Annotated in this window: 25 protein-coding genes and 1 pseudogene; 10 read left to right on the forward strand and 16 right to left on the reverse strand. The window is 73.5% G+C overall.

Annotation, left to right across the window (positions count from 1 at the left end):
* Positions 1-3: 3 nt before the first annotated feature.
* Entirely contained in the window at positions 4-624 is a 621-nt protein-coding gene (locus GV126_RS16205; protein WP_026252685.1) for a DUF47 domain-containing protein, read from the reverse strand.
* Positions 625-850: 226 nt separating this feature from the next.
* On the opposite strand from GV126_RS16205, the gene GV126_RS16210 reads away from it, so the two are divergent.
* The gene (locus GV126_RS16210) at positions 851-1,213 is read left to right on the forward strand and encodes a metal-sensitive transcriptional regulator (RefSeq protein ID WP_159667149.1); all 363 of its coding nucleotides are present in this window, start codon (positions 851-853) and stop codon (positions 1,211-1,213) included.
* A 16-nt stretch (positions 1,214-1,229) separates the two neighbouring features.
* On the opposite strand, the gene GV126_RS35815 is transcribed toward GV126_RS16210, so the two are convergent.
* Both GV126_RS35815 and GV126_RS16215 read right to left on the reverse strand, forming a co-directional pair.
* Complete coding sequence (locus GV126_RS35815) at positions 1,230-1,397, reverse strand: hypothetical protein (RefSeq protein WP_201299959.1); 168 nt, start codon at positions 1,395-1,397, stop codon at positions 1,230-1,232.
* Between the two features lie 194 nt (positions 1,398-1,591).
* Positions 1,592-2,425, reverse strand: coding sequence for an SCO4651 family lipoprotein (locus tag GV126_RS16215; RefSeq protein WP_159667152.1), 834 nt, complete (start codon positions 2,423-2,425; stop codon positions 1,592-1,594).
* Positions 2,426-2,586: 161 nt separating this feature from the next.
* Here GV126_RS16215 and GV126_RS16220 point away from each other — a divergent pair, with 161 nt between their 5' ends.
* Complete coding sequence (locus tag GV126_RS16220; protein ID WP_159667155.1) at positions 2,587-2,805, forward strand: hypothetical protein; 219 nt, start codon at positions 2,587-2,589, stop codon at positions 2,803-2,805.
* A gap of 112 nt (positions 2,806-2,917) precedes the next feature.
* Here the strand turns inward: GV126_RS16220 and GV126_RS16225 are convergent, their stop codons facing one another.
* From GV126_RS16225 to GV126_RS16285, 13 genes and pseudogenes are all read right to left on the reverse strand, one after another.
* Complete coding sequence (locus tag GV126_RS16225; RefSeq protein ID WP_159667158.1) at positions 2,918-3,340, reverse strand: NUDIX hydrolase; 423 nt, start codon at positions 3,338-3,340, stop codon at positions 2,918-2,920.
* Positions 3,337-4,440 carry a CHAD domain-containing protein gene (locus GV126_RS16230; RefSeq protein ID WP_159667161.1) on the reverse strand — a complete coding sequence of 368 codons (1,104 nt, stop codon included), beginning with the start codon at positions 4,438-4,440 and terminating at the stop codon, positions 3,337-3,339. The genes GV126_RS16225 and GV126_RS16230 overlap by 4 nt, the downstream gene beginning before the upstream one ends.
* Positions 4,421-6,775, reverse strand: coding sequence for an RNA degradosome polyphosphate kinase (locus GV126_RS16235; protein WP_159667164.1), 2,355 nt, complete (start codon positions 6,773-6,775; stop codon positions 4,421-4,423). The genes GV126_RS16230 and GV126_RS16235 overlap by 20 nt, the downstream gene beginning before the upstream one ends.
* 390 nt (positions 6,776-7,165) lie before the next feature.
* Positions 7,166-7,432 (reverse strand): hypothetical protein, encoded by a 267-nt coding sequence (locus tag GV126_RS16240; protein WP_159667167.1) that lies wholly within the window; start codon positions 7,430-7,432, stop codon positions 7,166-7,168.
* A 55-nt stretch (positions 7,433-7,487) separates the two neighbouring features.
* Positions 7,488-8,434: pseudogene (locus tag GV126_RS16245) on the reverse strand (ABC transporter ATP-binding protein).
* Positions 8,431-8,841, reverse strand: coding sequence for a GntR family transcriptional regulator (locus tag GV126_RS16250; protein ID WP_159667170.1), 411 nt, complete (start codon positions 8,839-8,841; stop codon positions 8,431-8,433). The pseudogene GV126_RS16245 and the gene GV126_RS16250 overlap by 4 nt, the downstream one beginning before the upstream one ends.
* A 203-nt stretch (positions 8,842-9,044) precedes the next feature.
* Positions 9,045-9,965 (reverse strand): mycothiol synthase, encoded by a 921-nt coding sequence (gene mshD / locus GV126_RS16255; protein WP_159667173.1) that lies wholly within the window; start codon positions 9,963-9,965, stop codon positions 9,045-9,047.
* Between the two features lie 215 nt (positions 9,966-10,180).
* Entirely contained in the window at positions 10,181-11,674 is a 1,494-nt protein-coding gene (locus tag GV126_RS16260) for a sensor histidine kinase (protein WP_159667176.1), read from the reverse strand.
* Entirely contained in the window at positions 11,671-12,411 is a 741-nt protein-coding gene (locus tag GV126_RS16265) for a response regulator transcription factor (protein WP_159667179.1), read from the reverse strand. Before GV126_RS16265 ends, GV126_RS16260 begins: the two co-directional genes overlap by 4 nt.
* Positions 12,412-12,554: 143 nt before the next feature.
* Entirely contained in the window at positions 12,555-12,773 is a 219-nt protein-coding gene (locus GV126_RS16270) for a hypothetical protein (RefSeq protein WP_159667182.1), read from the reverse strand.
* 88 nt (positions 12,774-12,861) lie between these two features.
* Positions 12,862-13,974, reverse strand: a complete 1,113-nt coding sequence (locus GV126_RS16275) for a S1C family serine protease (protein WP_159667185.1) — start codon at positions 13,972-13,974, stop codon at positions 12,862-12,864.
* Between the two features lie 208 nt (positions 13,975-14,182).
* On the reverse strand, positions 14,183-15,205 hold the full coding sequence (locus GV126_RS16280; RefSeq protein WP_159667188.1) for a LacI family DNA-binding transcriptional regulator: 1,023 nt from the start codon (positions 15,203-15,205) through the stop codon (positions 14,183-14,185).
* A 285-nt stretch (positions 15,206-15,490) separates the two neighbouring features.
* Positions 15,491-16,324 carry a response regulator transcription factor gene (locus GV126_RS16285; RefSeq protein WP_159667191.1) on the reverse strand — a complete coding sequence of 278 codons (834 nt, stop codon included), beginning with the start codon at positions 16,322-16,324 and terminating at the stop codon, positions 15,491-15,493.
* Between the two features lie 282 nt (positions 16,325-16,606).
* On the opposite strand from GV126_RS16285, the gene GV126_RS16290 reads away from it, so the two are divergent.
* The 8 genes from GV126_RS16290 (at position 16,607) to GV126_RS16320 (ending at position 22,347) form a co-directional block, all read left to right on the forward strand.
* Complete coding sequence (locus tag GV126_RS16290; RefSeq protein ID WP_159667194.1) at positions 16,607-17,545, forward strand: alpha/beta hydrolase; 939 nt, start codon at positions 16,607-16,609, stop codon at positions 17,543-17,545.
* A gap of 66 nt (positions 17,546-17,611) precedes the next feature.
* Positions 17,612-17,866: a MoaD/ThiS family protein gene (locus GV126_RS16295; RefSeq protein WP_159667197.1), complete on the forward strand. Its 255-nt coding sequence runs from the start codon at positions 17,612-17,614 to the stop codon at positions 17,864-17,866.
* Between the two features lie 3 nt (positions 17,867-17,869).
* On the forward strand, positions 17,870-19,270 hold the full coding sequence (locus tag GV126_RS16300) for a hypothetical protein (protein WP_159667200.1): 1,401 nt from the start codon (positions 17,870-17,872) through the stop codon (positions 19,268-19,270).
* Positions 19,271-19,490: 220 nt separating this feature from the next.
* Entirely contained in the window at positions 19,491-20,216 is a 726-nt protein-coding gene (locus GV126_RS16305; RefSeq protein ID WP_159667203.1) for an LmeA family phospholipid-binding protein, read from the forward strand.
* A gap of 284 nt (positions 20,217-20,500) precedes the next feature.
* The gene (locus GV126_RS37470; RefSeq protein WP_356849752.1) at positions 20,501-20,608 is read left to right on the forward strand and encodes an Ms5788A family Cys-rich leader peptide; all 108 of its coding nucleotides are present in this window, start codon (positions 20,501-20,503) and stop codon (positions 20,606-20,608) included.
* Positions 20,609-20,752: 144 nt separating this feature from the next.
* Positions 20,753-21,598, forward strand: coding sequence for a sulfurtransferase (locus tag GV126_RS16310; RefSeq protein ID WP_159667206.1), 846 nt, complete (start codon positions 20,753-20,755; stop codon positions 21,596-21,598).
* Positions 21,599-21,660: 62 nt separating this feature from the next.
* Positions 21,661-21,948 carry a DUF1416 domain-containing protein gene (locus GV126_RS16315; protein WP_028421436.1) on the forward strand — a complete coding sequence of 96 codons (288 nt, stop codon included), beginning with the start codon at positions 21,661-21,663 and terminating at the stop codon, positions 21,946-21,948.
* Between the two features lie 111 nt (positions 21,949-22,059).
* A complete protein-coding gene (locus tag GV126_RS16320) occupies positions 22,060-22,347 on the forward strand; it encodes a DUF3099 domain-containing protein (RefSeq protein WP_028421437.1) in 288 nt (95 codons plus the stop codon).
* Positions 22,348-22,349 lie beyond the last annotated feature (2 nt).

Genomic DNA, 22,349 nt, shown 5'->3' on the forward strand with positions numbered 1-22,349 from the left:
GCCTCAGGACTCCTTGACCGCGATGGTCTCCACCGTGTTCGCCACGTGCTCGAAGGCGTCCGCCGCCTCCTCCAGTACGTCCACGATCTGCTTCAGCTTGAGCACCTCGATCGCGTCGTACTTGCCGTTGAACAGGTGGGCGAGGAGCTTGCGGTGGATCTGGTCCGCCTGGTTCTCCAGGCGGTTCACCTCGATCCAGTACTCCGTGAGGTTGTCCATCGTGCGCAGGTGCGGCATGGCCTCGGCGGTCAGCTCCGCCGCCCGGGCCAGCACCTCGATCTGCTGCTCGACGCCCTTGGGCAGTTCCTCGACGTTGTAGAGGACGACCAGGTCGACGGCCTCCTCCATGAAGTCCATGATGTCGTCCAGGGACGACGCGAGGGAGTAGATGTCCTCGCGGTCGAAGGGCGTGATGAACGAGGAGTTCAGCTGGTGGAAGATCGCGTGCGTCGCGTCGTCGCCTGCGTGTTCCGCGGCCCGCATACGCTCTGCGATCTCGGCCCGGGCGGAAGCGTCCGCCCCGAGCAGTTCCATCAGGAGTTTCGAGCCCGTGACGATGTTGTCCGCGGACGCGGCGAACATGTCGTAGAAGCTCGTCTCCCTGGGGGTCAGACGAAAGCGCACGTGGGGTCCTCGGGGTGCTTCGGTTTCGGTCAGGGTGATGCTAAGCGCATCATCCGGCCACGGCTAAGAGCCAGGGGCTCTCAGGGGGCCGTTCCCCAGTGTCGCCCATCGCCAACGGTGGTCGGTCGTGAGGGGCCCCTCCCCCGGAAAATTCGGTACGATATACCCGCCAGGGGTATATTCGGGCCCCGGGGCCTTATGACGGTGTACCGACAGGGAGGACGCGATGACGACCACCGAGGCCGACGTGCCGGCGCCCTCCGGGGCCACCGTTCAGGACACGTCCGGGGACGGGCACGAGCACGCCACCTACGGCTACCACCAGCAGAAGGACGAGCACCTCAAGCGGCTGCGCCGGATCGAGGGGCAGATCCGCGGGCTGCAGCGGATGGTCGACGAGGACGTCTACTGCATCGACATACTCACCCAGGTCTCCGCCTCCACCAAGGCCCTGCAGTCCTTCGCGCTGCAGCTGCTGGAGGAGCACCTGCGCCACTGCGTGGCCGATGCGGCCGTCAAGGGCGGCGCCGAGATCGACGCGAAGGTGGAGGAGGCCACCAAGGCGATCGGGCGGCTGCTGCGCACCTGAGCGGCCCGGGGGTGGGTCAGGCGGTGTCGCCGCGGCGTTCCTCGGCGACCCGCAGCACCTCGTCGATGCTCTCCAGACTGAGCCGCTCGTGGGCCGCCGAGGCGGCGATGATCAGCTCTCCGCACAGCTCGATCTCGGCGAGGGCCACGTGGTCCTGCACCGTCGTACCGCCGACCGGAGCCACGCGCACCACCTCTTCTCCGCCGTCACCGGATGCCGGGTCCCGTCGCCGTCCGGGCCTGCCGCCGTGCGCCCCGGGCCGGGGCGGCGGTGGCAGCAGGACGCGGCGACAGGACCCAGGGTAGGGAGCGGGCCGTGCGCCGCGCATGGCACGGAAGGGCTAGTTCGCCGGTCATTTCCGGCCGGTCCGGCGCCGGTTCAGGGTGCGGCGATCCGCCCGGTGTAGATGTCCTTCGCCTCCGGCAGCGTCACGTTCACCGGGGTGCCGAACGCGTACAGCAGCGTGGTGGCGAAGACCGCCACGGTGTTCTCGCGGCGGCCGTTGACGAAGGCGAAGCGCTGGCGCAGCTTGCGGACGCGGCCCTGGTCGTCGAGGTAGACGTCGAACGGGACCTCGGCCGTGGCGAACCCTTTCGCCGCCGCCCGCAGCGCCGCCGCGTCGGACGCCGCGGCGCTGCGCGCCGCCAGCGCGAGGTCGGCCGTGCCGCGGTAGTGCCGCACCGCGACCCCCGCCACCTGGGTGTCGCCCACGAAGTCCGCCGTGCGCGTGCCGCGCAGCACCTCGGCCGCGGCGTAGGGGTCGGTGGCGCCGCCGGTGACGAGATTGCCGTCGGACAGCGTGGCCGTCTCCACCCGCACCCACTTGTCGGCCGGGACGCCCGCGCCCCGGTTCTTCATGAACAGCGCGCCGGGGGCGAGGAGTTCGGTGATCGGCTGGTGCTCGGGGGTCCCGGTCGGGTCCTGCGGCAGCACCACCGTCAGCCGGCCGCGCTGCCGGCGGAAGTCGTATCCGCCCTCGCCGCGGATCGTCACCCGGGTCCCGCCGGTCGCCATCTCCATCGACGTACGGGCCTGCGCGCTGCCCGCCTCGCGCAGGGCGTCGGGGGCCTGGCGCAGGGTCTGCACCGGGTCGGTGGCCGCGCGCGCGTCCTGGGCGGCGGCACCGCCACCGGAGCATCCGGTGGCACCGGCGCAGATCACCAGACCCGCCGCGAGCACCGCCGCCGTCTGCCGCCGCTGCCCCTCAGCCATCGCCCGCCTACCCCCAGCCGCTCGCGTCCGTCGGGCCCCGCGTCGTTCGGCTCGACGACGGGTCGTCCGGTTAACGACCGGTAGGGAACGCCGTCACGCCCCGGGCCGGGCACGCGGACGCGGCAACCCGCCGTTCACCTGGACCGGTTAGCGTCGTCACCGTGGCGCGACAAGAGGGGACCGGCCTCGCCCGGCGGCAGCAGCAGCCGGAGCGGCCCGCACGTCCCGAGCACCCCGGGGAAGAGCCCGCACATCGCACGGTGACCGTCGAACAGGGGCGGTTCTGCCTGGCCCGGTGCAGCTGCGGCTGGCGCGGCCCGGCCCGCCGGGCACGCAGCCTGGCCCGCACGGACGCGGAGGCGCACGCACGGGAGGCGTGAGGGGCGCGTCCGGGAATGCGGGGGGCTTGAGCGGCGATGAGGGCGGCGCGAACGCGCCCGTGCGGCGCGGCCGTTCGGTGTGCGGGCGGGCGGGCCGACGGACGGCTCGGGCTCAGGCCGGGCGTACCGCTGCCAGCACCTCGTCGATCAGGGCGCGGTCGCGGAACTGGGTCAGCCGGGCCCGCGCGGCGTCCGGCGGCAGCCACCGCAGCCGGTCCACCTCCTTGGTGGGGGTGAAACGGCCCGCGGTTGCCTCGGCCGCCCAGTACCGCACCTGCTTGGGGCGGCCGCCCGCCATGTAGTGGACGGTGCTCAGTTCCGCGCCGGGCACGGCCGTGTACCCGGTCTCCTCCGCCACCTCGCGCAGGGCGCCCGCGAGCGGGTCCTCACCGCGTTCGAGCTTGCCCTTGGGCCAGGACCAGTCGTCGTACTTGGGCCGGTGGACCAGGCACAGCTCCAGGGCGCCGTCCACCGGCGAGCGGCGCCACAGCACACAGCCGGCCGCGCGGACGACACCGTCGTGCGCGGAGGTCACCAGGGGTCACCGCCCCCGCGGCCGGCGCCGACCGGCTGCTTGAGCCAGGCCTGCTGGAAGGCGAAGCGGGCCGCCTCCACCTCGTGCCGCTGGTCGGCGTGGAGCACGCCGAGCGCGTACGCCGTCGCCGGGGCGATGCGCGGGGTGCGGGCCGCGGCGGCCGCGGCGGCCGCCGCCTCCGAGGCGTCGCGGTGCCGGTCCAGGGCCCGGCCCGCCGCCGGCAGCCGTACGTCCACCGGGACCTCGCCGGCGCCGTGCAGCACCTCACGGGCGTACCGGTGCAGGCGCAGCAGCAGCCGGACCTGGTGCCAGGGGGCGTCCTGCGGGTGCGGGGACGGGTCCGGGGACAGGCCGGCGGCCAGCGCCGCGGCGTTGTACGGGCTGCCGGCGGTGACCAGCGGCAGGGCGGCGACGGCGTCGGTGAGGCGTTCCTCGGCGGCGCGGGCCGCCTCGCGCAGGTCGGTGGTGCGGGCGGCCGGGGTGAGGGGGACGTCGCTGGCGAGCACGGCGACCTTGTCCGCGACGGCGTGGAAGCGGGCGGAGCCCAGGGCCTGCAGGGCGGCGGAGTGGGCGCGGGTGCGGGCGAGGGTGAGCTGACGGTCCAGCAGGGCGCCGGCCTTGGCGGCGCCCACGGTGAGGTTGCCGGTGCCGGTGCCGCGCTCGGGGAGGGCCGGCGCGGGCAGGGCGACTGCCGGGGCACCCCGGCGCGCGGTCACCGCGTCGCCGCGCGCCGGGGTCTGCGGCGACAGCCGCTGCAGAGCCAGCAACAGCCGCTCCAGACGGTCCTGGTAGGCGTGTTCGCGGGCCAGCGTGCCCGACACCCAGGCCAGTTCGGGGCGCAGTTCCTCCGCCCAGGTCTCCTCCAGCAGCGGGCGGAAGGTGTGCAGGCTGCCGCTGATGCGGCGGGCCGAGCGGCGCAGGGCGCGGGCCGCGTCGAGGGACTCGGCGGTGGCGCCGGCCGCGCCGCCGCCGGTCTCCCGGTGCAGGCGCAGCGCCCGCAGGAACTCCGTGGCCTGGGCCCGCAGATACGCCGCGAGGGCGTCGGCGGGCACCGGACCGGTGGCCGCGGGGTCCGTCGGGTCAAGGTGTCGCTGTGCCACGCCGGCGCCTCCGGGCGTCTATGAGCATCTCCTGAATGTTGCGCAGGGGCTGGCCGTCCCCGTCGACCGCGTGCCGGGTCCACTCGCCGTCCGGGCCGAGGCGCCAGGAGGCGGTGGTGTCGGACATGCCGGTCTCCAGGAGCCGGTTGAGGGTGGCCCGGTGGGCGGGGTCGGTGACGCGGACCAGGGCCTCGATGCGGCGGTCGAGGTTGCGGTGCATCATGTCCGCGCTGCCGATCCACACCTCCGGCTCGCCGCCCCCGCCGAAGACGAAGACCCGGGAGTGCTCCAGGAAGCGGCCGAGGACGGAGCGGACCCGGATGTTCTCCGACAGGCCTGGCACGCCGGGACGCAGCGCGCAGATGCCGCGCACCCACACATCGACCGGCACCCCGGCCTGCGAGGCGCCGTAGAGGGCGTCGACGACCGCCTCGTCGACCATCGAGTTGACCTTGATGCGGATGAACGCGGGCCGTCCGGCGCGGTGGTGCTGGATCTCCTTGTTGATCCGGGAGATCAGACCGTCGCGCAGGGACTTGGGGGCGACCAGCAGCCGGCGGTAGGTCTCCCGGCGGGAGTAGCCGGAGAGCCGGTTGAACAGGTCGGACAGGTCCGCGCCGACCTGCGGGTCGGCGGTGAGCAGGCCGAGGTCCTCGTACAGCCGGGCGGTCTTGGGGTGGTAGTTGCCGGTGCCGACGTGGCTGTAGCGGCGCAGGGTGTCGTCGCCCTCCTGGCGGACCACCAGGGACAGCTTGCAGTGGGTCTTCAACCCGACCAGGCCGTAGACGACGTGGCAGCCGGCCTCCTCCAGTTTGCGCGCCCACTTGATGTTGGCGTGCTCGTCGAAGCGGGCCTTGATCTCCACCAGGACCAGGACCTGCTTGCCGGACTCGGCGGCGTCGATGAGGGCGTCCACGATCGGGGAGTCGCCGGAGGTGCGGTAAAGGGTCTGCTTGATGGCCAGCACGTCCGGGTCGGCGGCGGCCTGCTCCAGGAAGGCCTGGACGGAGGTGGAGAAGGAGTCGTAGGGGTGGTGCAGCAGGATGTCGCGGCTGCGCAGCGCGGCGAAGATGTCCGGCGGGGTCGCCGACTCGACCTCGGCCAGGTCGCGGTGGGTGCCGGCGACGAACTTGGGGTACTTCAGCTCGGGCCGGTCCAGGCTGTGGATGCGGAACAGGCCGGTGAGGTCCAGCGGGCCGGGCAGCGGGTAGACCTCCGCCTCGGAGATCTTCAGCTCGCGCACGAGGAGGTCCAGCACCTCGCGGTCGATGGACTCCTCCACCTCCAGGCGCACCGGCGGCCCGAAGCGGCGCCGCATCAGCTCCTTCTCCAGGGCCTGGAGCAGGTTCTCGGCGTCGTCCTCCTCCACCTCCAGGTCCTCGTTGCGGGTGAGCCGGAAGGTGTGGTGCTCCAGCACCTCCATGCCGGGGAACAGCTCCTCCAGGTGGGCGGCGATGACGTCCTCCAGGGGGACGTAGCGGCCCGGGGAGCTCTCCAGGAAGCGGGACAGCAGCGGCGGCACCTTCACCCGGGCGAAGTGCCGGTGGCCGGTGACCGGGTTGCGCACGACGACGGCCAGGTTCAAGGACAGGCCGGAGATGTACGGGAAGGGGTGCGCGGGGTCCACGGCCAGCGGGGTGAGCACCGGGAAGATGCGCTGGCGGAACAGCGTGAACAGGCGGGCCTGCTCCTTGTCCGTCAGCTCGTGCCAGCGGACCAGGTGGATGCCTTCCTCGGCGAGGGCGGGGGCGACGTCCTCGTGGAAGCAGGCGGCGTGCCGGGCCATCAGCTCGCGCGAGCGGGCCCAGATCATCTCCAGCACCTCGCGCGGCTGCAGCCCGGAGGCGGAGCGGGTGGCCACGCCGGTGGCGATGCGGCGCTTGAGGCCGGCGACGCGGACCATGAAGAACTCGTCCAGATTGCTGGCGAAGATCGCGAGGAAGTTCGCCCGCTCCAGCAGCGGTGTGTTCGGGTCCTCGGCGAGTTCCAGGACGCGTTCGTTGAAGGCGAGCCAGCTGCGCTCCCGGTCGAGGAACCGGCCCTGCGGCAACTGCTCGGCGCCCTCGCCCGGGGCCGCCTCGTAGGAGTCGAGGTCGGCGTCCAGGTCGGGGTCCAGATCGGAGACCGGCGCGGCCACGGTGTGCGACCGGTGGGCGGCTATGGAGCCCACGGAGGGCTGGAGCGGCGGGACCGGCGCGGCTGCCTGGGTGTCTGGCTGGCTCATGAACCCATTCTTCCGCGCCGGGAGCGAGACAGGCGCGTCGGAAAGCGCGGGCGGGAGCACGGCTGCGGTCGCCTCTGCGGGCGGCGAGGGCTCTGGCACGGCGGGTTTCATTGCGCGAGCGTCGCAAGCCCGTCTGAATCGCCGGTTACGGCGACATGACGTGCGGGATAGCGGGGGGCGGCCCGCAGGATCACGCGGCGGGGAGCCCGCGAGGGCCGCACCGCCGTCGGTACGGCCCCGTACGGGTCGCCGGGGCTCGGCCGGCGCATGATCGTGCGGGCCGCGTCGGCCCTTCGGGCTGGGCTCGTGCGGCGGTGCGGCTCGCGCCTCGGCCCTTCGGGCTCGGCTCGTGTGTCGGTGCGGCCCGCGGTGGCCCTCCGGGCTCGGCTCGCGCGGCGGTGCGGCCCGCGGTGGCCCTTCGGGCTCGGCTCGCGCGGCGTGCGGTTCGCGTCGGTCCCGCGGGCCGGCCCGCGCGGCGTGCGGCCCGCGCAGTCCCCGGGCTCAGCCCGTGCGGCGGCGCAGGACAGTGAAGGCCGCGGCGGTGGCCAGGACGGTCACGGCCAGGACGATGCCGGTCTCCGTCAGCTGCAGCGGCCAGAAGTGGCTCTGCGGGTGGTAGACCGCGTAGTAGCCGTGGGCGTCGCGGCCCGAGCGCACCGTCCAGGCGCTGCCCGACGCGGCCCACACCAGCAGCGCCGAACGGTGCAGGGCGAGGACGGTACGGGGCAGTCCCGTCAGGAGTGCGCCGGGCCGGGCGACGGGGCTCACGCCGCGCTCCCCTCGGCGGAGCGGCCCCGCAGGGGCAGGCCGGTGGCACGCCCGGTCAGCCAGAACGCGGCCACCGCGCACACCGCGGCGACGGCGAGGACGAGCAGGCTGGTGGTGATCTGCAGCGGCCAGTAGTGGGAGTACGGATGGGTCTGGGCGTAGTAGCCGGTGGCGTGCAGCCGGGCGTACACCGGCGCGCACCCGGGCAGCTCCCGCAGGCCGCAGTCGGGGTAGGGGACGTGGGCGCCGGTGGAGGTGACCACGCCCTCGGCGATCTGGATCCCCTCGCCCGCGGGGCCCTGCCGCAGGGAGGTGACGTGACGCGGGTGTGCGCGGCCAGCAGGTCGTCGATGTCGCCGGCCAGGCGGATCCGGCCGCCGCCGACCAGCAGCAGGTGGTCGCAGGACTCCTCCAGTTCGGCGACCAGTCGTGCGAGGACAGCAGGATCGTGGTGCCGTACCGCGCGGCCTGGCCCATCAGCGTGCCCATCAGCTCGTGCCGGGCCAGCGGGTCCAGGTCGGCCATCGGCTCGTCCAGCAGCAGTTCGGGCCGCTTGCCCAGGGCCAGGGCGAGCGCGACCCGGGTGCGCTGGCCGCCGGACAGGGCGCGGACACGGGCCCGCGGGTCCAGGCCGCCGGCGGCCACGACCTGCTCGGCGCCCGCCGCGTCCCAGCGCTCGGGGTTGAGGTCGGCGCCCAGGCGCAGGGTCTCGGCGACGGTGAGCTGCGGGTAGAGCGGCTTGTCCTGGGCGAGGTAGCCGACGCGGGGGCGGGCCGTGGCCGGGTCGGTGCCCAGCACGGTGAGCCGGCCCTCGGTCGGCGCGAGCAGCCCGGCGGCCAGGGACAGCAGGGTGGACTTGCCCGCCCCGTTGGGGCCGACCAGGGCGCACACGCGTCCCGCGGGCAGCCGGAAGCCGCAGTCCCGCAGCGCCCAGCTCTTGGCGCGCCCGCGGTAGCGCTTGGCCGGCGCGGCTGCCTCGAGGGCCGTGCCGGTGTCGGTCATTGCGGGTCTCCCTGAAGGTGCGCTGCGCGGGGCGCGAAGTGTCGGTCGAGTACGGCGGTGACGAGCGCGGTCACGTCGTCCCGGTCCAGCCCGGCCTCGCGGGCCCGCCGCACCCAGTCGTCCAGCTCGGCCCGCAGCGGGGAGTCGTCGGCGGGCGCGGCGCCCCGGGGGCGCCGCACGAAGGGGCCGAGTCCGCGCCGGGCCTCCACGAGCCCCTCGCGCTCCAGTTCCCGGTAGGCCTTGAGGACGGTGCTGGGGTTGATGGCGGTGGCTTCCACGACCTCGCGGGCCGTGGGCAGCTGGTCGCCGGGGCGCAGCAGACCCAGGCGCAGGGCCTGCTTGGTCTGCTGCACGATCTGGACGTAGGTGGCCACGCCGCTGTGCCGGTCGATGGGGTACTCGAGCACGCCGACGACCACCCCTCTCACTAATTGAGTAGTGAAAGGGGGGTGCAAGGGGGTGGGGGAAGTCAAACCGCGCGGGCGCGGACACGACGAGGGGCCCCCGCATGCGGGGGCCCCTCGGGCGCCATGTGTCCGGGCGCCATGTGTCCGGGTGCCGTGCGCTCGGATGCTGTGCGTCTCGGATGCCGTGCGCACGGGTCAGGGCATCAGGTCTCGGTGCGGTACATCAGGTCCGTGTCGTACGTGGTGAAGCCCAGCCGCTCGTAGACCGACACCGCCGCCTTGTTGTCGGCGTCGACGTAGAGCATGGCGGTCGGCAGGCCCTGCGCGGCCAGGTGGCGCAGGCCGATCAGGGTGAGCGCCTTGCCGAGGCCGCCGCCCTGGGCGCCGGGCCGGACCCCGAGGACGTACACCTCGCCCAGCCGCTCCTCGGCGTGCACCTTGGTCCAGTGGAAGCCGATCAGCCGGCCCTCGCGTTCGGCGAGGAAGAACCCGCGCGGGTCGAACCAGGGTTCGCCCTTGCGGGCGTCGAGGTCCCGCTGGGTGAGGGAGCCCTGCTCGGGGTGGTGGGCGAACGCCTCGGCGTTCACCGCGAGCCAGGCGGCGTCGTCCTCGCCCGGCACGAACGCCCGCACCGTCACCCCCTCGGGCAGCACCGGCTCGGGCAGCTCGAAACCGGTCAGCGGCCGCCGCATCTGGCGCAGTTCGCGGAACAGGGTCAGCCCGAGCACCTGCGAGAGGTGCCGGGCCGCGGAGTGCCCGCCGTGCGCCCACACCCGCAGCCGCTTGCCGGAGGCGGCCAGCAGCGCCGTGCCCAGCGCCCGCCCGTGCCCGTGCCCGCGGTGCGCGGGGTGGACGACCAGCTCGGCGGCGGGCGCCTCCACGGGGTCGGTGTCCTCCAGCTGCGCGTAGCCGACCAGTGCGCCGTCGACGTGCAGCAGCAGGTGCGAGACGCCCTCGCGGGCGCCGCCGCGCAACTGCAGCCGGCCCTGCTCGGACACCGCCTGCTGCCCGTCGGCGCGGGCGGCTGCCGCCAGCAGCCCGAGCACGGCGTCGGCCTGGTCCGAGGAGAGTTCGGCGAGGGTCTCCAGTGAGCGGGCGATCGGTGCGGTGTCGTCGCTGGTCATGCGACTGAGCGTACAGAGCGCGCTCACGGTCTGCCGATGCGTCCGGCCCGGTCGGCGCCATGGCCGCCAGGACGGTCTTCGGTCCCTTCCGCCTGGTCCGTCCGCCTGAGCCACCGCCCGTCCCCGTGCGGAAGCTCCCAGGAGGCCCCCGAAGGGCCTCCTGGGACGGTCACTGCCACAGGAGCTCGACATCGACTCCTCGGCATGCTCGGCCTCTACTGAGGCGGGGACCCGGCGGAGGGCGGGATGTCCGGTGGCGGGGTCGGGGCGCCCGGCAGGTGGACCGTGGCGACCGTGCCGCCGCCCTCGGCCGGGGCGAGGGCGACCTGGCCGCCGGCCTGCCGGACGGTGCGGGCGACGATGGACAGGCCCAGGCCCGAGCCGGGCAGGGCGCGGGCGCTGGGAGAGCGCCAGAAGCGGTCGAAGACGTGGGGGAGTTCCTCCGCCGCGATGCCCGGCCCGTGGTCCCGTACCGTCAGGACGCCGTCGACGAGCCGCACCTCGATCGTGCCGCCCTCGGGGCTGAACTTCACCGCGTTGTCCAGGATGTTGACCACCGCCCGCTCCAGGGCCGCCGGCTCCCCGCGCACGTACCAGGGATCCACATCGGCGGTGAGGGTCAGTTCCGGGCCGCGCAGGCGGGCGCGGCGCCGCGCCTCGTGCACGGTGTCGTGGAAGGCGATCACCTGGATGCGTTCGCCGCGCTGGCTCTCCGAGCGGGACAGCTCCTGCAGGTCGCCGATCAGGGAGGCCAGTTCGGTCATCTGCGCCTTGACCGAGGCCAGCAGCGCCTTGCGGTCCGCCTCGGGCAGCGGGCGGCCCGTCTCCTCGCTGCGGGTGAGCAGTTCGATGTTGGTGCGCAGGGACGTCAGCGGCGTGCGCAGCTCGTGCCCGGCGTCGGCGATCAGTTGCTGCTGCAGTTCGCGCGAGGACGCAAGGGAGGCGGTCATCGAGTTGAAGGAGCGGGACAGCCGGGCGATCTCGTCCTCGCTGTCGTCCTCGACGGGGATGCGGATGGTCAGGTCCTCGGTGCGGGCCACGTGCTCGACGGCCTCGGTGAGCCGGTCCACCGGGCGCAGCCCGGCGCGGGCGACGGCCAGGCCCGCGGCGCCCGCCCCGACCACGCCTATCCCGGAGACCAGCAGCAGGATCAGCGCCAGGTCCTTCAGCGTCGTCTGGGTGCTCTTCAGCGGACTCGCCACGAGCAGCGCGGTGCCGGGGAACAGGTGCGGCTGGTCGCCCAGCCCCTGGGTGACGATCAGCGGCAGCGTCAGCACCCGTACGGCGTTGCCGTCGCCGTCGACGCCGTTGCGGAACACCAGCCGGCCCTGCCCGGCCACCGCCCGGCGGATCACGTCCTTGTCGGAGGCGGTGACCTTGACCACGCCCGCGGAGTTCGAGGAGACGCAGGGCGTGCCGTCCGCCTTGACCAGTTGCAGGTAGTAAGTGTCCCGGGTGCGCAGCTCGTTGGGGGTGGCCTGCGGGGTCTGGGTGCAGTCGGCGAGGGCGCCGACCACCTCCGAGTACTGCTGCGGCCGTTTCGTGGCCTGCTTCAGGTCGTCGTCGACCTGGTCGTACAGCTTGCCCTGGACGATGAACCAGCACGTGACCGACACCGCGGCCACGCCGAACGCCACCGCCGCCGCGACCAGCAGCGCCAGCCGCGACCGGATCGGCAGCGACCGGAACCGGCGCTGCAGCGTGTTCACTCCGCGCCGCCCTGCCGCAGGACGTACCCCACCCCGCGCACCGTGTGCACCAGGCGCGGCTCGCCACCGGCCTCGGTCTTGCGGCGCAGGTACATCACGTACACGTCGAGGGAGTTCGACGACGGCTCGAAGTCGAAGCCCCACACCGCCTTCAGGATCTGCTCCCGGGTGAGCACCTGGCGCGGGTGGGCCATGAACATCTCCAGCAGCGTGAACTCCGTACGGGTCAGCTCCACCGGGCGCGCGCCGCGCGCGACCTCGCGGGTGGCCAGGTCCATGCGCAGGTCGGCGAAGGTGAGCACGTCGTCCTCCTCGGCCGCGCCCGCCACGGCCGCCGCGTAGGAGCTGCGGCGCAGCAGGGCGCGGATCCGGGCGAACAGCTCGTCCAGCTCGAACGGCTTGACCAGGTAGTCGTCCGCGCCGGCGTCCAGGCCGGTGACCCGGTCGCCGACCGTGTCGCGGGCCGTCAGCATCAGGATGGGCGTGGTGTCGCCGGCACCGCGGATGCGGCGGGCGGCGGTCAGGCCGTCCATGCGGGGCATCTGGATGTCGAGGACCACCAGGTCCGGCTTGTACGCGGTGGCCTTCTCCAGCGCCTCGGCGCCGTCCGCGGCGACCTCGGTGGCGTACCCCTCGAAGGCGAGGCTGCGCTGGAGCGCTTCGCGCACCGCCGGCTCGTCGTCGACGATCAGGATGCGCTGCGGGTCACGGTCACGGTCGCCGTCGGCGGGGCTCATCGCTCGCTGTTCCTCGGATTCCTCGGGTTCGTCGGGGGGCGCCTTTCAGCGTCCCACGTCTCGCACCGGCCGCGCGCGCGACGTCCTCGCCCACGCCGTCCTGACGACGTTCCGGCACGGCGTCCTCGTCCGCACCGGCCCGCTCAGGCCGCCATCGTCGTCAGGCGCCTCAGCGGCACCTTGTGGCGGTGTGGGCGGGTGGCGGGGGTGCGCAGGCCCATCAGCTCGGGCACCGCCGCGACCGGCAGGGCGGGTCCGGACGGGCAGTGGAGTTCCTCGGCGACGGTGAGGGCGAGGGCGACGCCCTCGGGGCGGGTCGCGTCGACGGTGTCGGCCTTCTCGTGCACAACCTGGTCGATCATGGCGTACTCCTTGTCGTGCGATGGTGCGTCGTCCCCCCGCCGTCGTGCGGTGGTGCGTCGTCCCCCTCGCCGGACCGAGGCGGCGCCGTCAGCTCTGGGAGCCGGAGCGCAGCTTGGCCAGGTCGGCCTTGACGGTGTTGACCGGGATGGCGAAGCCCAGGCCCACGCTGCCGGCGCTGGAGGAGTCCGAGGCGGCCGCGGCCGAGTACATCGCCGAGTTGATGCCGATGACGTTGCCGTTCGCGTCGATCAGCGCGCCGCCGGAGTTGCCCGGGTTCAAGGACGCGTCGGTCTGGATGGCCTTGTAGGTGGTGGTGGAGGAGCCGGTGTCGCCGTTGAAGTGGCGGCCGCCGAACTCGAACGGCCACTGGCCGTCGTCCTGCCCCTGCGCCTGGCTCTCGTCGGTGGACACGGTCACGTCCCGGTTCAGGGCGGAGACGATGCCGCTGGTGACGGTGCCGGTCAGGCCCTCGGGCGAGCCGATCGCGACCACCTGGTCGCCCACCGCCACGCCGTCGGAGTTGCCGAGGGTGGCCGCCTTCAGGCCGGAGGCGCCCTCCGCCTTGATCAGGGCCAGGTCCTTGGAGCTGTCGGTGCCGACGACCTGGGCGCTGTAGGTGGAGCCGTCGCTGGTGCGCACCTTGACGGAGGTGGCGTTCGCTATGACGTGGTTGTTGGTGACGATCTCGCCGTCGCCGGAGATGATCACGCCGGACCCGGTGGACGTGCCGTTCGGCAGCGCGGCGGTGATCTCCACGACGCTCGGGCTGACCGCCTTGGCGATCGCGGCGATGCTGCCGCGCTGGCCGGTGGGCACCACCTCGGTGCTGGTGCTGCTGGAGGCGACGGTGTCCTTGCCGGTCAGCTCCTGGATGGCGTACGCCGTGCCGCCGCCCACGGCCGCGGCGGCGATGGCCACGGCGGCGAGCAGGGCGAGCGGCCCCTTGGCGCGCTTCTTCGGCGCGGGAGCGGGAGCGGCCGGCAGCAGGGCGGTGCCGCCGCCTCCGGAACCGCCGCCGTCTCCGCTCCCGCCGCCGTACGACTGCGCCGGAGGGTAGGCGGGCGGGGGCGGCCACTCCGGGTGCACGGGCGAGGGGTGCGGGAAGGACGAGGCGTGCTGCTGCTCGTACGGGAACGGGGCCTGCCCCTCACCCTGGGAGGGGTCTGCGTACTCGCCGCTGCGGCGGATGCTCTCGGTCATGTCAATGAGAGTGACCCGGGATCATGAGAGCCGCCTGAGTCCCCGCTGAGAAGCCCGGCAGAACCTCGTATGCCCGATATAAAGAACGGGCCGTACGCGCGGATGAGCGCGCCGTGAGCGCCGCTAGCGCCGTGCGCGGGACGAGTGCCGCGAGTGCCGCGAGTGCCGTGAAGCGTGAGCGGGGTGGGCGCCAGCCGCGTCCGGCCGGTCAGGCGCAGCCGCAGGACCTGCGGACCACCAGCCGGGACGGGAACACCTTCAGCCGCTCGCGCCGCGAACCGGCGACCCGCAGCCCGTCGTCCAGCACCAGGTCCACGGCCGCGCGGGCCATCGCGGAGCGGTCGGAGGCGACCGTCGTCAGCGGCGGGTCCGCCAGCGCCGCCTCCTTGATGTCGTCGAACCCGGCCACCGCCAGCTCGCCCGGCACGTCGATGCGCAGCTCGCGGGCCGCCCGCAGCAGGCCGATCGCCTGGTCGTCGGTGGAGCAGAAGACCGCCGGGGGCCGGTCGGGGCGGGAGAGGATGTCGAGGGCGATGCGGTAGGCGTCGTAGCGGTTGTACGGCGCCTCGAACAGGCGGCCCTCGGGGGACAGCCCGGCCTCGGCCATGGCGCGCCGCCAGCCCTCGACGTGATCGGAGACCGGGTCGCCCACGGCCGGTGTCTCGGCGGTGCCGCCCATGCAGGCGACGTAGTCGTAGCCGTGCTCCAGCAGGTGGCGCACGGCCAGCTGGGCGCCGCCCAGGTCGTCGGTGACCACGGCCACGTCGTCGATGGCCTCGGGCCGCTCGTGCAGCAGGATCACGCGGGCGTCCCAGGCCTCGATCTCGGCGGCGGCCAGGTCGTTGAGGGCGTGGGAGACGAGGATCAGGCCGGAGACCCGCATGCCCAGGAAGGCGCGCAGGTAGTGGACCTCGCGCTCGGCGACGTAGTCGGTGTTGCCGACCAGGACCATCTTGCCGCGCTCGGCGGCGGCCCACTCCACCGCGTGCGCCATCTCGCCGAAGAACGGCTGGCGGGCGTCGGGGATGATCAGGCCTATGAGGTCGGTGCGGCGGGAGGCCATGGCCTGGGCGACCCGGTCGGGCCGGTACCCCAGCTCCTTGATCGCGGCGAGGACGCGCTCGCGCGTGGCCGGGGCGACCGGCCGGGGTCCGTTGTTGATGACGTAGCTGACCACGGCGGTGGACGTCCCCGCCAGTCTTGCCACGTCGTCCCGAGTCACCTTGGCCACGCGCGGAGTCTACGCGGATGGAACCGCTCTCGGGCAGCCGTATCACGCCGTGGATGTGCGGACGCAACGCCCCGCCCGACCCGCCGGCGGCCAGGCCGACGTGTGCGGATGCCCTGCCGCCCGCGGGCGAGGGCCAGGCGCACCGCGGGCTCGGCCTTCACCCGCGGTGCGCCTTTGCCTTCACCCGCGGTGCGCCTTTGCCTTCGGCGTGGTGCGCCTGTGCCGTGGCCCGCGGTGCGCCTTTGCCTTCGGCGTGGTGCGCCTGTGCCCTGGCCCGCGGTGTGCCTATGCCTTCGCCTGCGCCTTGGCCGGACCCGGGGTCCGCGCGGTCTGCTCCCCGCCCCGGCCGCTCGCGGTGTCCGGGCCGCCGTCCGAGCTCCGCCGGTCCGTCTTCGGCTTCGCCTCGACACCGGCCTTGGCCTTGCTCTCCTCGGCCCCGCGGTCGGTCTTCTCCGGGGTGACGAAGCGGTAGCCGACGTTGCGCACGGTGCCGATCAGCGACTCGTGCTCGGGGCCGAGCTTGGCGCGCAGCCGCCGCACGTGGACGTCGACCGTCCGGGTGCCGCCGAAGTAGTCGTAGCCCCACACCTCCTGCAGCAGCTGGGCGCGGGTGAAGACGCGGCCCGGGTGCTGCGCGAGGTACTTCAGCAGCTCGAACTCCTTGAAGGTCAGGTCCAGCACCCGCCCCTTGAGCTTGGCGGAGTACGTGGCCTCGTCCACGGACAGATCGCCGTTGCGGATCTCCATGGGGGAGTCGTCGCCGGTCATCTGCTGCCGGCCCAGGGCCAGCCGCAGCCGGGCCTCGACCTCGGCGGGCCCCGCGGTGTCCAGCAGCACGTCGTCGATGCCCCAGTCGGCGGTGACGGCCGCCAGGCCACCCTCGGTCACCACCAGGATCAGTGGGCAGCCGGGGCCGGTGGAGCGCAGCAGCTGGCACAGGCTGCGCACCTGGGGCAGATCGCGCCGGCCGTCGATCAGGATGACGTCGGCGCCCGGGGTGTCGACGAGGGCCGGCCCCTCCGCGGGGGCCACCCGCACGGTGTGCAGCAGCAGCCCGAGGGCGGGCAGCACCTCGGTGGAGGGCTGGAGGGCGTTGGTCAGCAGCAGCAGAGAACTCACGAGGCCCCTCCTGTCCGGGCCGTCGCGGGGTCGTGCACGGTTCGCTCGTCCATGGCGTCTGGTTCCTCCTCGGGTCCCGGCGAGGACTTGCGGCTCTGCATCGTCGGTTCGTTCCGTGGTGCGAATCCCGCGCCCCTGGGACCCGCCGCGGCCCCGGTGGGCCGCTATGCGATCGACGGCCCGTACACCTGCGGTTTCCCGCGTCGTATACAACGCTCCCGAAAGCACAAAAGGACCCGGGGGCTTCGCTGCCCGAGTCCTCTTCCCAGCAGAATAGCCGACATGAGCTGGCAGTCGGCAGGACATGTGACGCGTTCGACGATCGTCCCGGAATCCGAGACGCGCCCGTGGACACGTGTCAGGAGGTTCCTGCGCACCGCGGACGGGGTGGCGGTCGACGCCCTGTACGAGCCGGGACCCCGCACGCCGGGGACGGAGGACCACGTGTTCGTGGTCGCACACGGTTTCACCGGCGACCTGGACCGGCCGCACGTGCGCCGGGTGGCGCGGGCGCTCGCCCGCCACGGAGCCGTGGTCACGTTCTCCTTCCGCGGCCACGGCGCCTCCGGCGGGCGCTCGACGGTCGGGGACCGGGAGGTCCTGGACCTGGCGGCGGCGGTGGCGTGGGCACGCGGTTTCGGCCATGCGCGGGTGACGACCGTCGGCTTCTCCATGGGCGGTTCGGTGGTGCTGCGGCACGCGGCCCTGTACCGCCCGCAGGACTCCGCGGCCCCCGGGGGCTCCCGCCATGAGTCCGTAGCCCCCGATGAGCCCGCAACCTCCCACGAGCCCGTGGAACCCGAGGTGCCCGCGGGCGCGCAGGCCGGTGCCTGGACAGACGCGGTCGTCTCGGTGAGCGCGCCCGCCCGCTGGTACTACCGGGGCACGGCCCCCATGCGCCGGCTGCACTGGCTGGTTCTGCGCCCCGAGGGCCGCCTGCTCAGCCGCTACGGGCTGCGCACCCGCATCCACCACCGCGACTGGGACCCCGTCCCGCTCTCCCCGGTCGAGTCGGTCCCGCGCATCGCACCGGCCCCGCTGCTGATCGTGCACGGCGACCGGGACGCCTACTTCCCCCTCGACCACCCCCGCATGCTCGCCGAGGCCGCCGGTGACCACGGCGAACTCTGGCTGGAGCCAGGGATGAGCCACGCCGAGAACGCCGCCGCCGACGATCTCCTGCACCGCATCGCGCGCTGGGCCACCGCACCGGCGGGCTAGCCTGAGCCTGTTCATTGCCGGTTCATGGTTCATTGCCGGCTCATTGCCGAGTGCTAGAGGAACGGGATGGCAAAGGTCACGGTGCGCTACTGGGCGGCGGCGAAGGCCGCGGCCGGGGTCGCCGAGGAGCCGTACGAGGCGGAGACGCTCGCCGAGGCGCTGACCGCGGTGCGCGAGCGGCACCCCGGCGAACTCGCTCGCGTGCTGCAGCGCTGCTCGTTCCTCATCGACGGCGATCCGGTGGGCACGCGCGCGCATGAGACGGTACGGCTGACCGAGGGCGGCACGGTCGAGGTGCTCCCCCCGTTCGCAGGAGGGTGAGCGATGACCGAACGGCCGTATGAGCCGTACGAAGGGACCCCGTACGAGGGGACCCCTTACGAGGGCTCGGCGTACGAGGGCGCCTACGGGGCTGCCCCTCAGGGCTCGTACGGGGCGCCCTACCAGGGACAGAACCCGTACGGGCAGCCGCAGGGACAGAACCCGTACGGGCAGCCGCAGCCCCAGCCACAGCAGCAGTACCCGCACCCGCACCAGCACCCGCGAGCGGACCCTTACGCGCAGGCGCCCGCCCACCAGCCGTACCCGCAGCCGCAGCAGCAGGCCGCCTGGTCCGGGCAGCAGCAGGCGTACGCCGAGGACCAGGACGCCCAGCAGTACACGCAGCAGTGGCAGGGGCCGACCTGGGACACCCAGACCCACGCACGGCCCGTCACCGCGGCCCCGCAGGCGGCGGACCCCGCCGCGCCGACGGCCTACCTGTCCGCACTGGACCACCATCCCGCACCGGGCCACCGGGAGCCGACCCCGGCGTACGGAGCCCAGCCCCCGGCGTACGGAGCCGCGGCCCCGGCGCACGGTGCCCAGGCCGCCGCCCCTTCCGGCACCCCTGGCGCACCCGCCGGTCCGGCCGCCGCCGCGACGGCCGAACCCGCCTACGGCCCGGCCACCATCGGCGGCAACGCCCGCGTGACCGACGCCCAGCGGGCCCGCGCCGAGGGCCGTTCGCCGATCATCGAGCCGGGCATGCAGCCGGCCGGGCTGACCGCGCTGCTCGGGCTGCTGCTGGCCGGTGCGGCGCAGGTCGGCACGTACGCGCTGCTCGTGCCGCTGGTGGTGCTCCAGGGCGTGACGGCGGCCGGCTGGTTCCGGCTGAACGGCATGTGGCCCGCCCGGCAGGGCATCGCCCTCGGGTTCGCGGGCGCGCTCGTCGCGGACGCCGCCGTGCTGGGCGCGGGCCGCGACCACGCGCCCGCGGCGATCCTGGGCACGCTCGGCGTGTGGGTGCTGCTCTCCCTGGTGTTGCAGCTGCGCTCCCACGCCGACCCGGACGAGCGGATGTACGGCCTGATGGCGACCGTCGCCGCGGCGGCGCTGGCGATCATCGCGACCGGCTACCTGGCCGGCCCGGCGGACGCGGTCGCGGTCGGCGCCGTGGCGGTCGCCGCGGCCGTCGGCGCGCGTGCGCTGCCGCTGCCGACGGCGGCCGCGGTGGTGGTCGCGCTGCTCGCGGCGGCCGGCGCGGGCATCGCGGTCGGCGGCATGACGGGGCTCGGCGCGAAGGGCGCCCTGCTGGGCGCCGGCGCGGCCGTGTGCGCGCTGATCGGGCACCGGGCGGCCAGTTACGACTACCCCTCGCGGTTCGTGCACTTCACGGCCGGGGTGGCGCTGCCGCTGGCGGCGGCGGCCCCGGCGGTGTGGGTGCTCGGGCGCGCGGTGGGCTGACACCCGCCGCCGTACTGCCCGCCGCGGTACGGCCGTGAGCGGGGCCCCGTGAGCGGGGCCCCGTGAGCGGGGCCCCGTGCGCCGGGCTGGGGCGTTCCGCGCCGCCGTACGGCCTTGTCACAGGTGGTCGACAGTTTCCCGGCCGGTGATGCGGTGCGGGTTACGCTCGCGCCCGGGACGGCCGTCCGGTCGTCCCGGACCGCCGAGGTGGGGAACATCGATGCGCGCGCTGCGAGTACTGCTGGTCGTCGTCGTGATCCTGGGCGTGCTCTTCGTGATCGTCGACCGGGTCGCGGTCCACTTCGCGGAGGGTCAGGCCGCCGACCGGCTCAGGACCACGGAGAACCTGGCGAGCACCCCGGACGTGTCCATCAAGGGCTTCCCGTTCCTCACCCAGCTGGCGGGCGGCGAACTGGACGACGTCGAGGTCGGCATCAAGAACTACGAGGCGGACACCGGCACGGACGGGCAGAAGATCCGCATCGACGACCTCCGGGCCGACATGAGGGGCGTGTCGTTCTCCGGCGACTACAGCTCCGCCACCGCCGAGGCGGCCACCGGTACGGCGACCATCGCCTACGACGAGCTGCTGAAGGCGGCCAGGTCCGAGCCCACCGACATCGGCCTCGGGATCACGGCCCAGGTGGTGGGGCTGTCGGACGGCGGCAACGGCAAGATCAAGGTCAGCGTCAAGTTCTCCCTGCTGCCCGAGCCGGTCTCCGTGCTCAGCTCGGTCACCGTCAAGGACAACAAGCTGCAGGTGCGGGCCGACACGCTGCCCCGGCTCGTGGGCGTGCGGCTCATCGAGAGCCGGTTCCGCTCGATCACCGACTTCCAGCAGGTCATCGACCAGTTGCCCGGGGACATCAGGCTGGACTCGGTGCGGGCCGCCGAGAAAGGCGTACAGATCACGGTGAAGGGTTCACACGTCAAGCTGGCCGGGTAACCTCCCCCCGACCGGCACCGACCACGGCACCGACCGATCGACCCGCCGGTGAACGCCCCGTCGGCGCCCGGTGACCGCCGGCGACCACCGGACCCGCTGGCCGCGGCCCCTGTCCGAGGGGCGAGACGTCCCGTCCGCAGCGCAGATGCGCTGCCGGAGGCCGCTGTCCGGGCCCGGTGCGCGGACACGGTCTACCCACCACTGATCCCGAATGGCGGACGATCGCATCTCACCATGCGACACATCGGTGACACGCCCCCCTGTCCCTCCCTACGATCGACCGCATGCGGTGCCAGACGAGCGTCCTCCGGTCGCGGGGACAGGCGGATCTCACGAAGCGGCGGGCAGTAGACCTGTGCCGCGTTGCCGCCATGCTCTGTCGCCCCTTCTGAGCGGGAGTTCCGCCTCCCGCGTCCACCGGCCCCGTACCTGACCCGGGGCCGTCCGCGCACCCGTACGCCGGTGTCGAAACGCTCGCGTACCCGCGCGCCCCTCGCACTCGTACGCCCCCGCAACTGCCCCGGAGGAGATTGAGCATGAGCCGTAGTGACGTCCTGGTCGACGCCGACTGGCTCCAGGAGCACCTGGACGACCCGAACATCGTCATCGTCGAGGTGGACGAGGACACGTCGGCCTACGACAAGAACCACATCAAGAACGCCATCCGGATCGACTGGACGAAGGACCTCCAGGACCCGGTGCGCCGTGACTTCATCGACCAGGCCGGCTTCGAGAAGCTCCTGTCGGAGAAGGGCATCGCCAACGACCACACGGTGATCCTCTACGGCGGCAACAACAACTGGTTCGCGTCCTACGCCTACTGGTACTTCAAGCTCTACGGCCACGAGAACGTCAAGCTCCTCGACGGCGGCCGCAAGAAGTGGGAGCTGGACGCCCGCGAGCTGGTCGACGGCACGGACGTGCCCGAGCGGGCGAAGACCGAGTACAAGGCCAAGCCGCAGGACACCTCGATCCGCGCCTTCCGCGACGACGTGGTCAAGGCGATCGGCGCGCAGAACCTGGTCGACGTCCGCTCGCCCGACGAGTTCTCCGGCAAGCTGCTCGCCCCGGCCCACCTGCCGCAGGAGCAGTCGCAGCGCCCGGGCCACGTCCCGACCGCCAAGAACATCCCGTGGTCGAAGAACGCCAACGACGACGGCACCTTCAAGTCGGACGAGGAGCTGAAGGCCCTCTACGCCGAGGAGAACGTCGACCTCGGCAAGGACACCATCGCCTACTGCCGCATCGGCGAGCGTTCCGCGCTGACCTGGTTCGTGCTGCACGAGCTGCTGGGCGTGGAGAACGTCAAGAACTACGACGGCTCCTGGACCGAGTACGGCTCCCTGGTCGGCGTGCCGATCGAGCTGGGCTCCGGCAAGTAGCCGACCGGAACGACGGACAACGACCGTACCGACCTTTCAAGACCCCTCTTCAGGAGTACGACATGTGTGGAGCGAAGGCCGGCGGCCCCGACGCCTCGACGATCAAGCCCGGTGAGACGACGATCCAGGGGCAGGTGACCCGCGACGGCGAGCCGGTGACGGGCTACGTCCGGCTGCTGGACTCGACCGGCGAGTTCACCGCGGAGGTGCCCACCTCCGCCACCGGGCAGTTCCGGTTCTACGCGGCCGAGGGCACCTGGACCGTGCGCGCCCTCGTCCCCGGCGCCACCGCCGACCGCACGGTCGTCGCCCAGAAGGGCGGCCTGGCGGAGGTCGCGATCGCGGTCTGAGACCGGACGGGCCTGGGGCCGCACCCCGCGGGTTGGACACCTGGGGTGCGGCCCTTCGGCATGCCCGGCCGAGGCGGGCGCGCCCCGCCCGGACCGCCCTATCCTGGACGTATGTACGCACGACGGCGTCACGCGTATTTCGCCATGATGGGCACCTGCATCACGCTGTTCGTCCTGGCCTGGGGCGTCGTGCGCATCTGGTCGGTCCCGGCCGCCGTCGGCATGTGCCTGTTCGCGATGGTGATCCCGCCGGTCGCCGCCATGGTCGCCAACCGGCGCGGGCCCGACGACCGCTGGTGGGACGACCCCTCCGGCGACCCGAAGTCCGACGAGTGGTGGGACGAACTGGACGGCAGGAAACGCCCCCGGGACGACCACCCCTGGGACAACCGCCCCTGACC

This window comes from Streptomyces mexicanus (assembly GCF_902506575.1).
In the GTDB taxonomy this organism is placed as follows: Bacteria; Actinomycetota; Actinomycetes; order Streptomycetales; family Streptomycetaceae; genus Streptomyces; species Streptomyces mexicanus.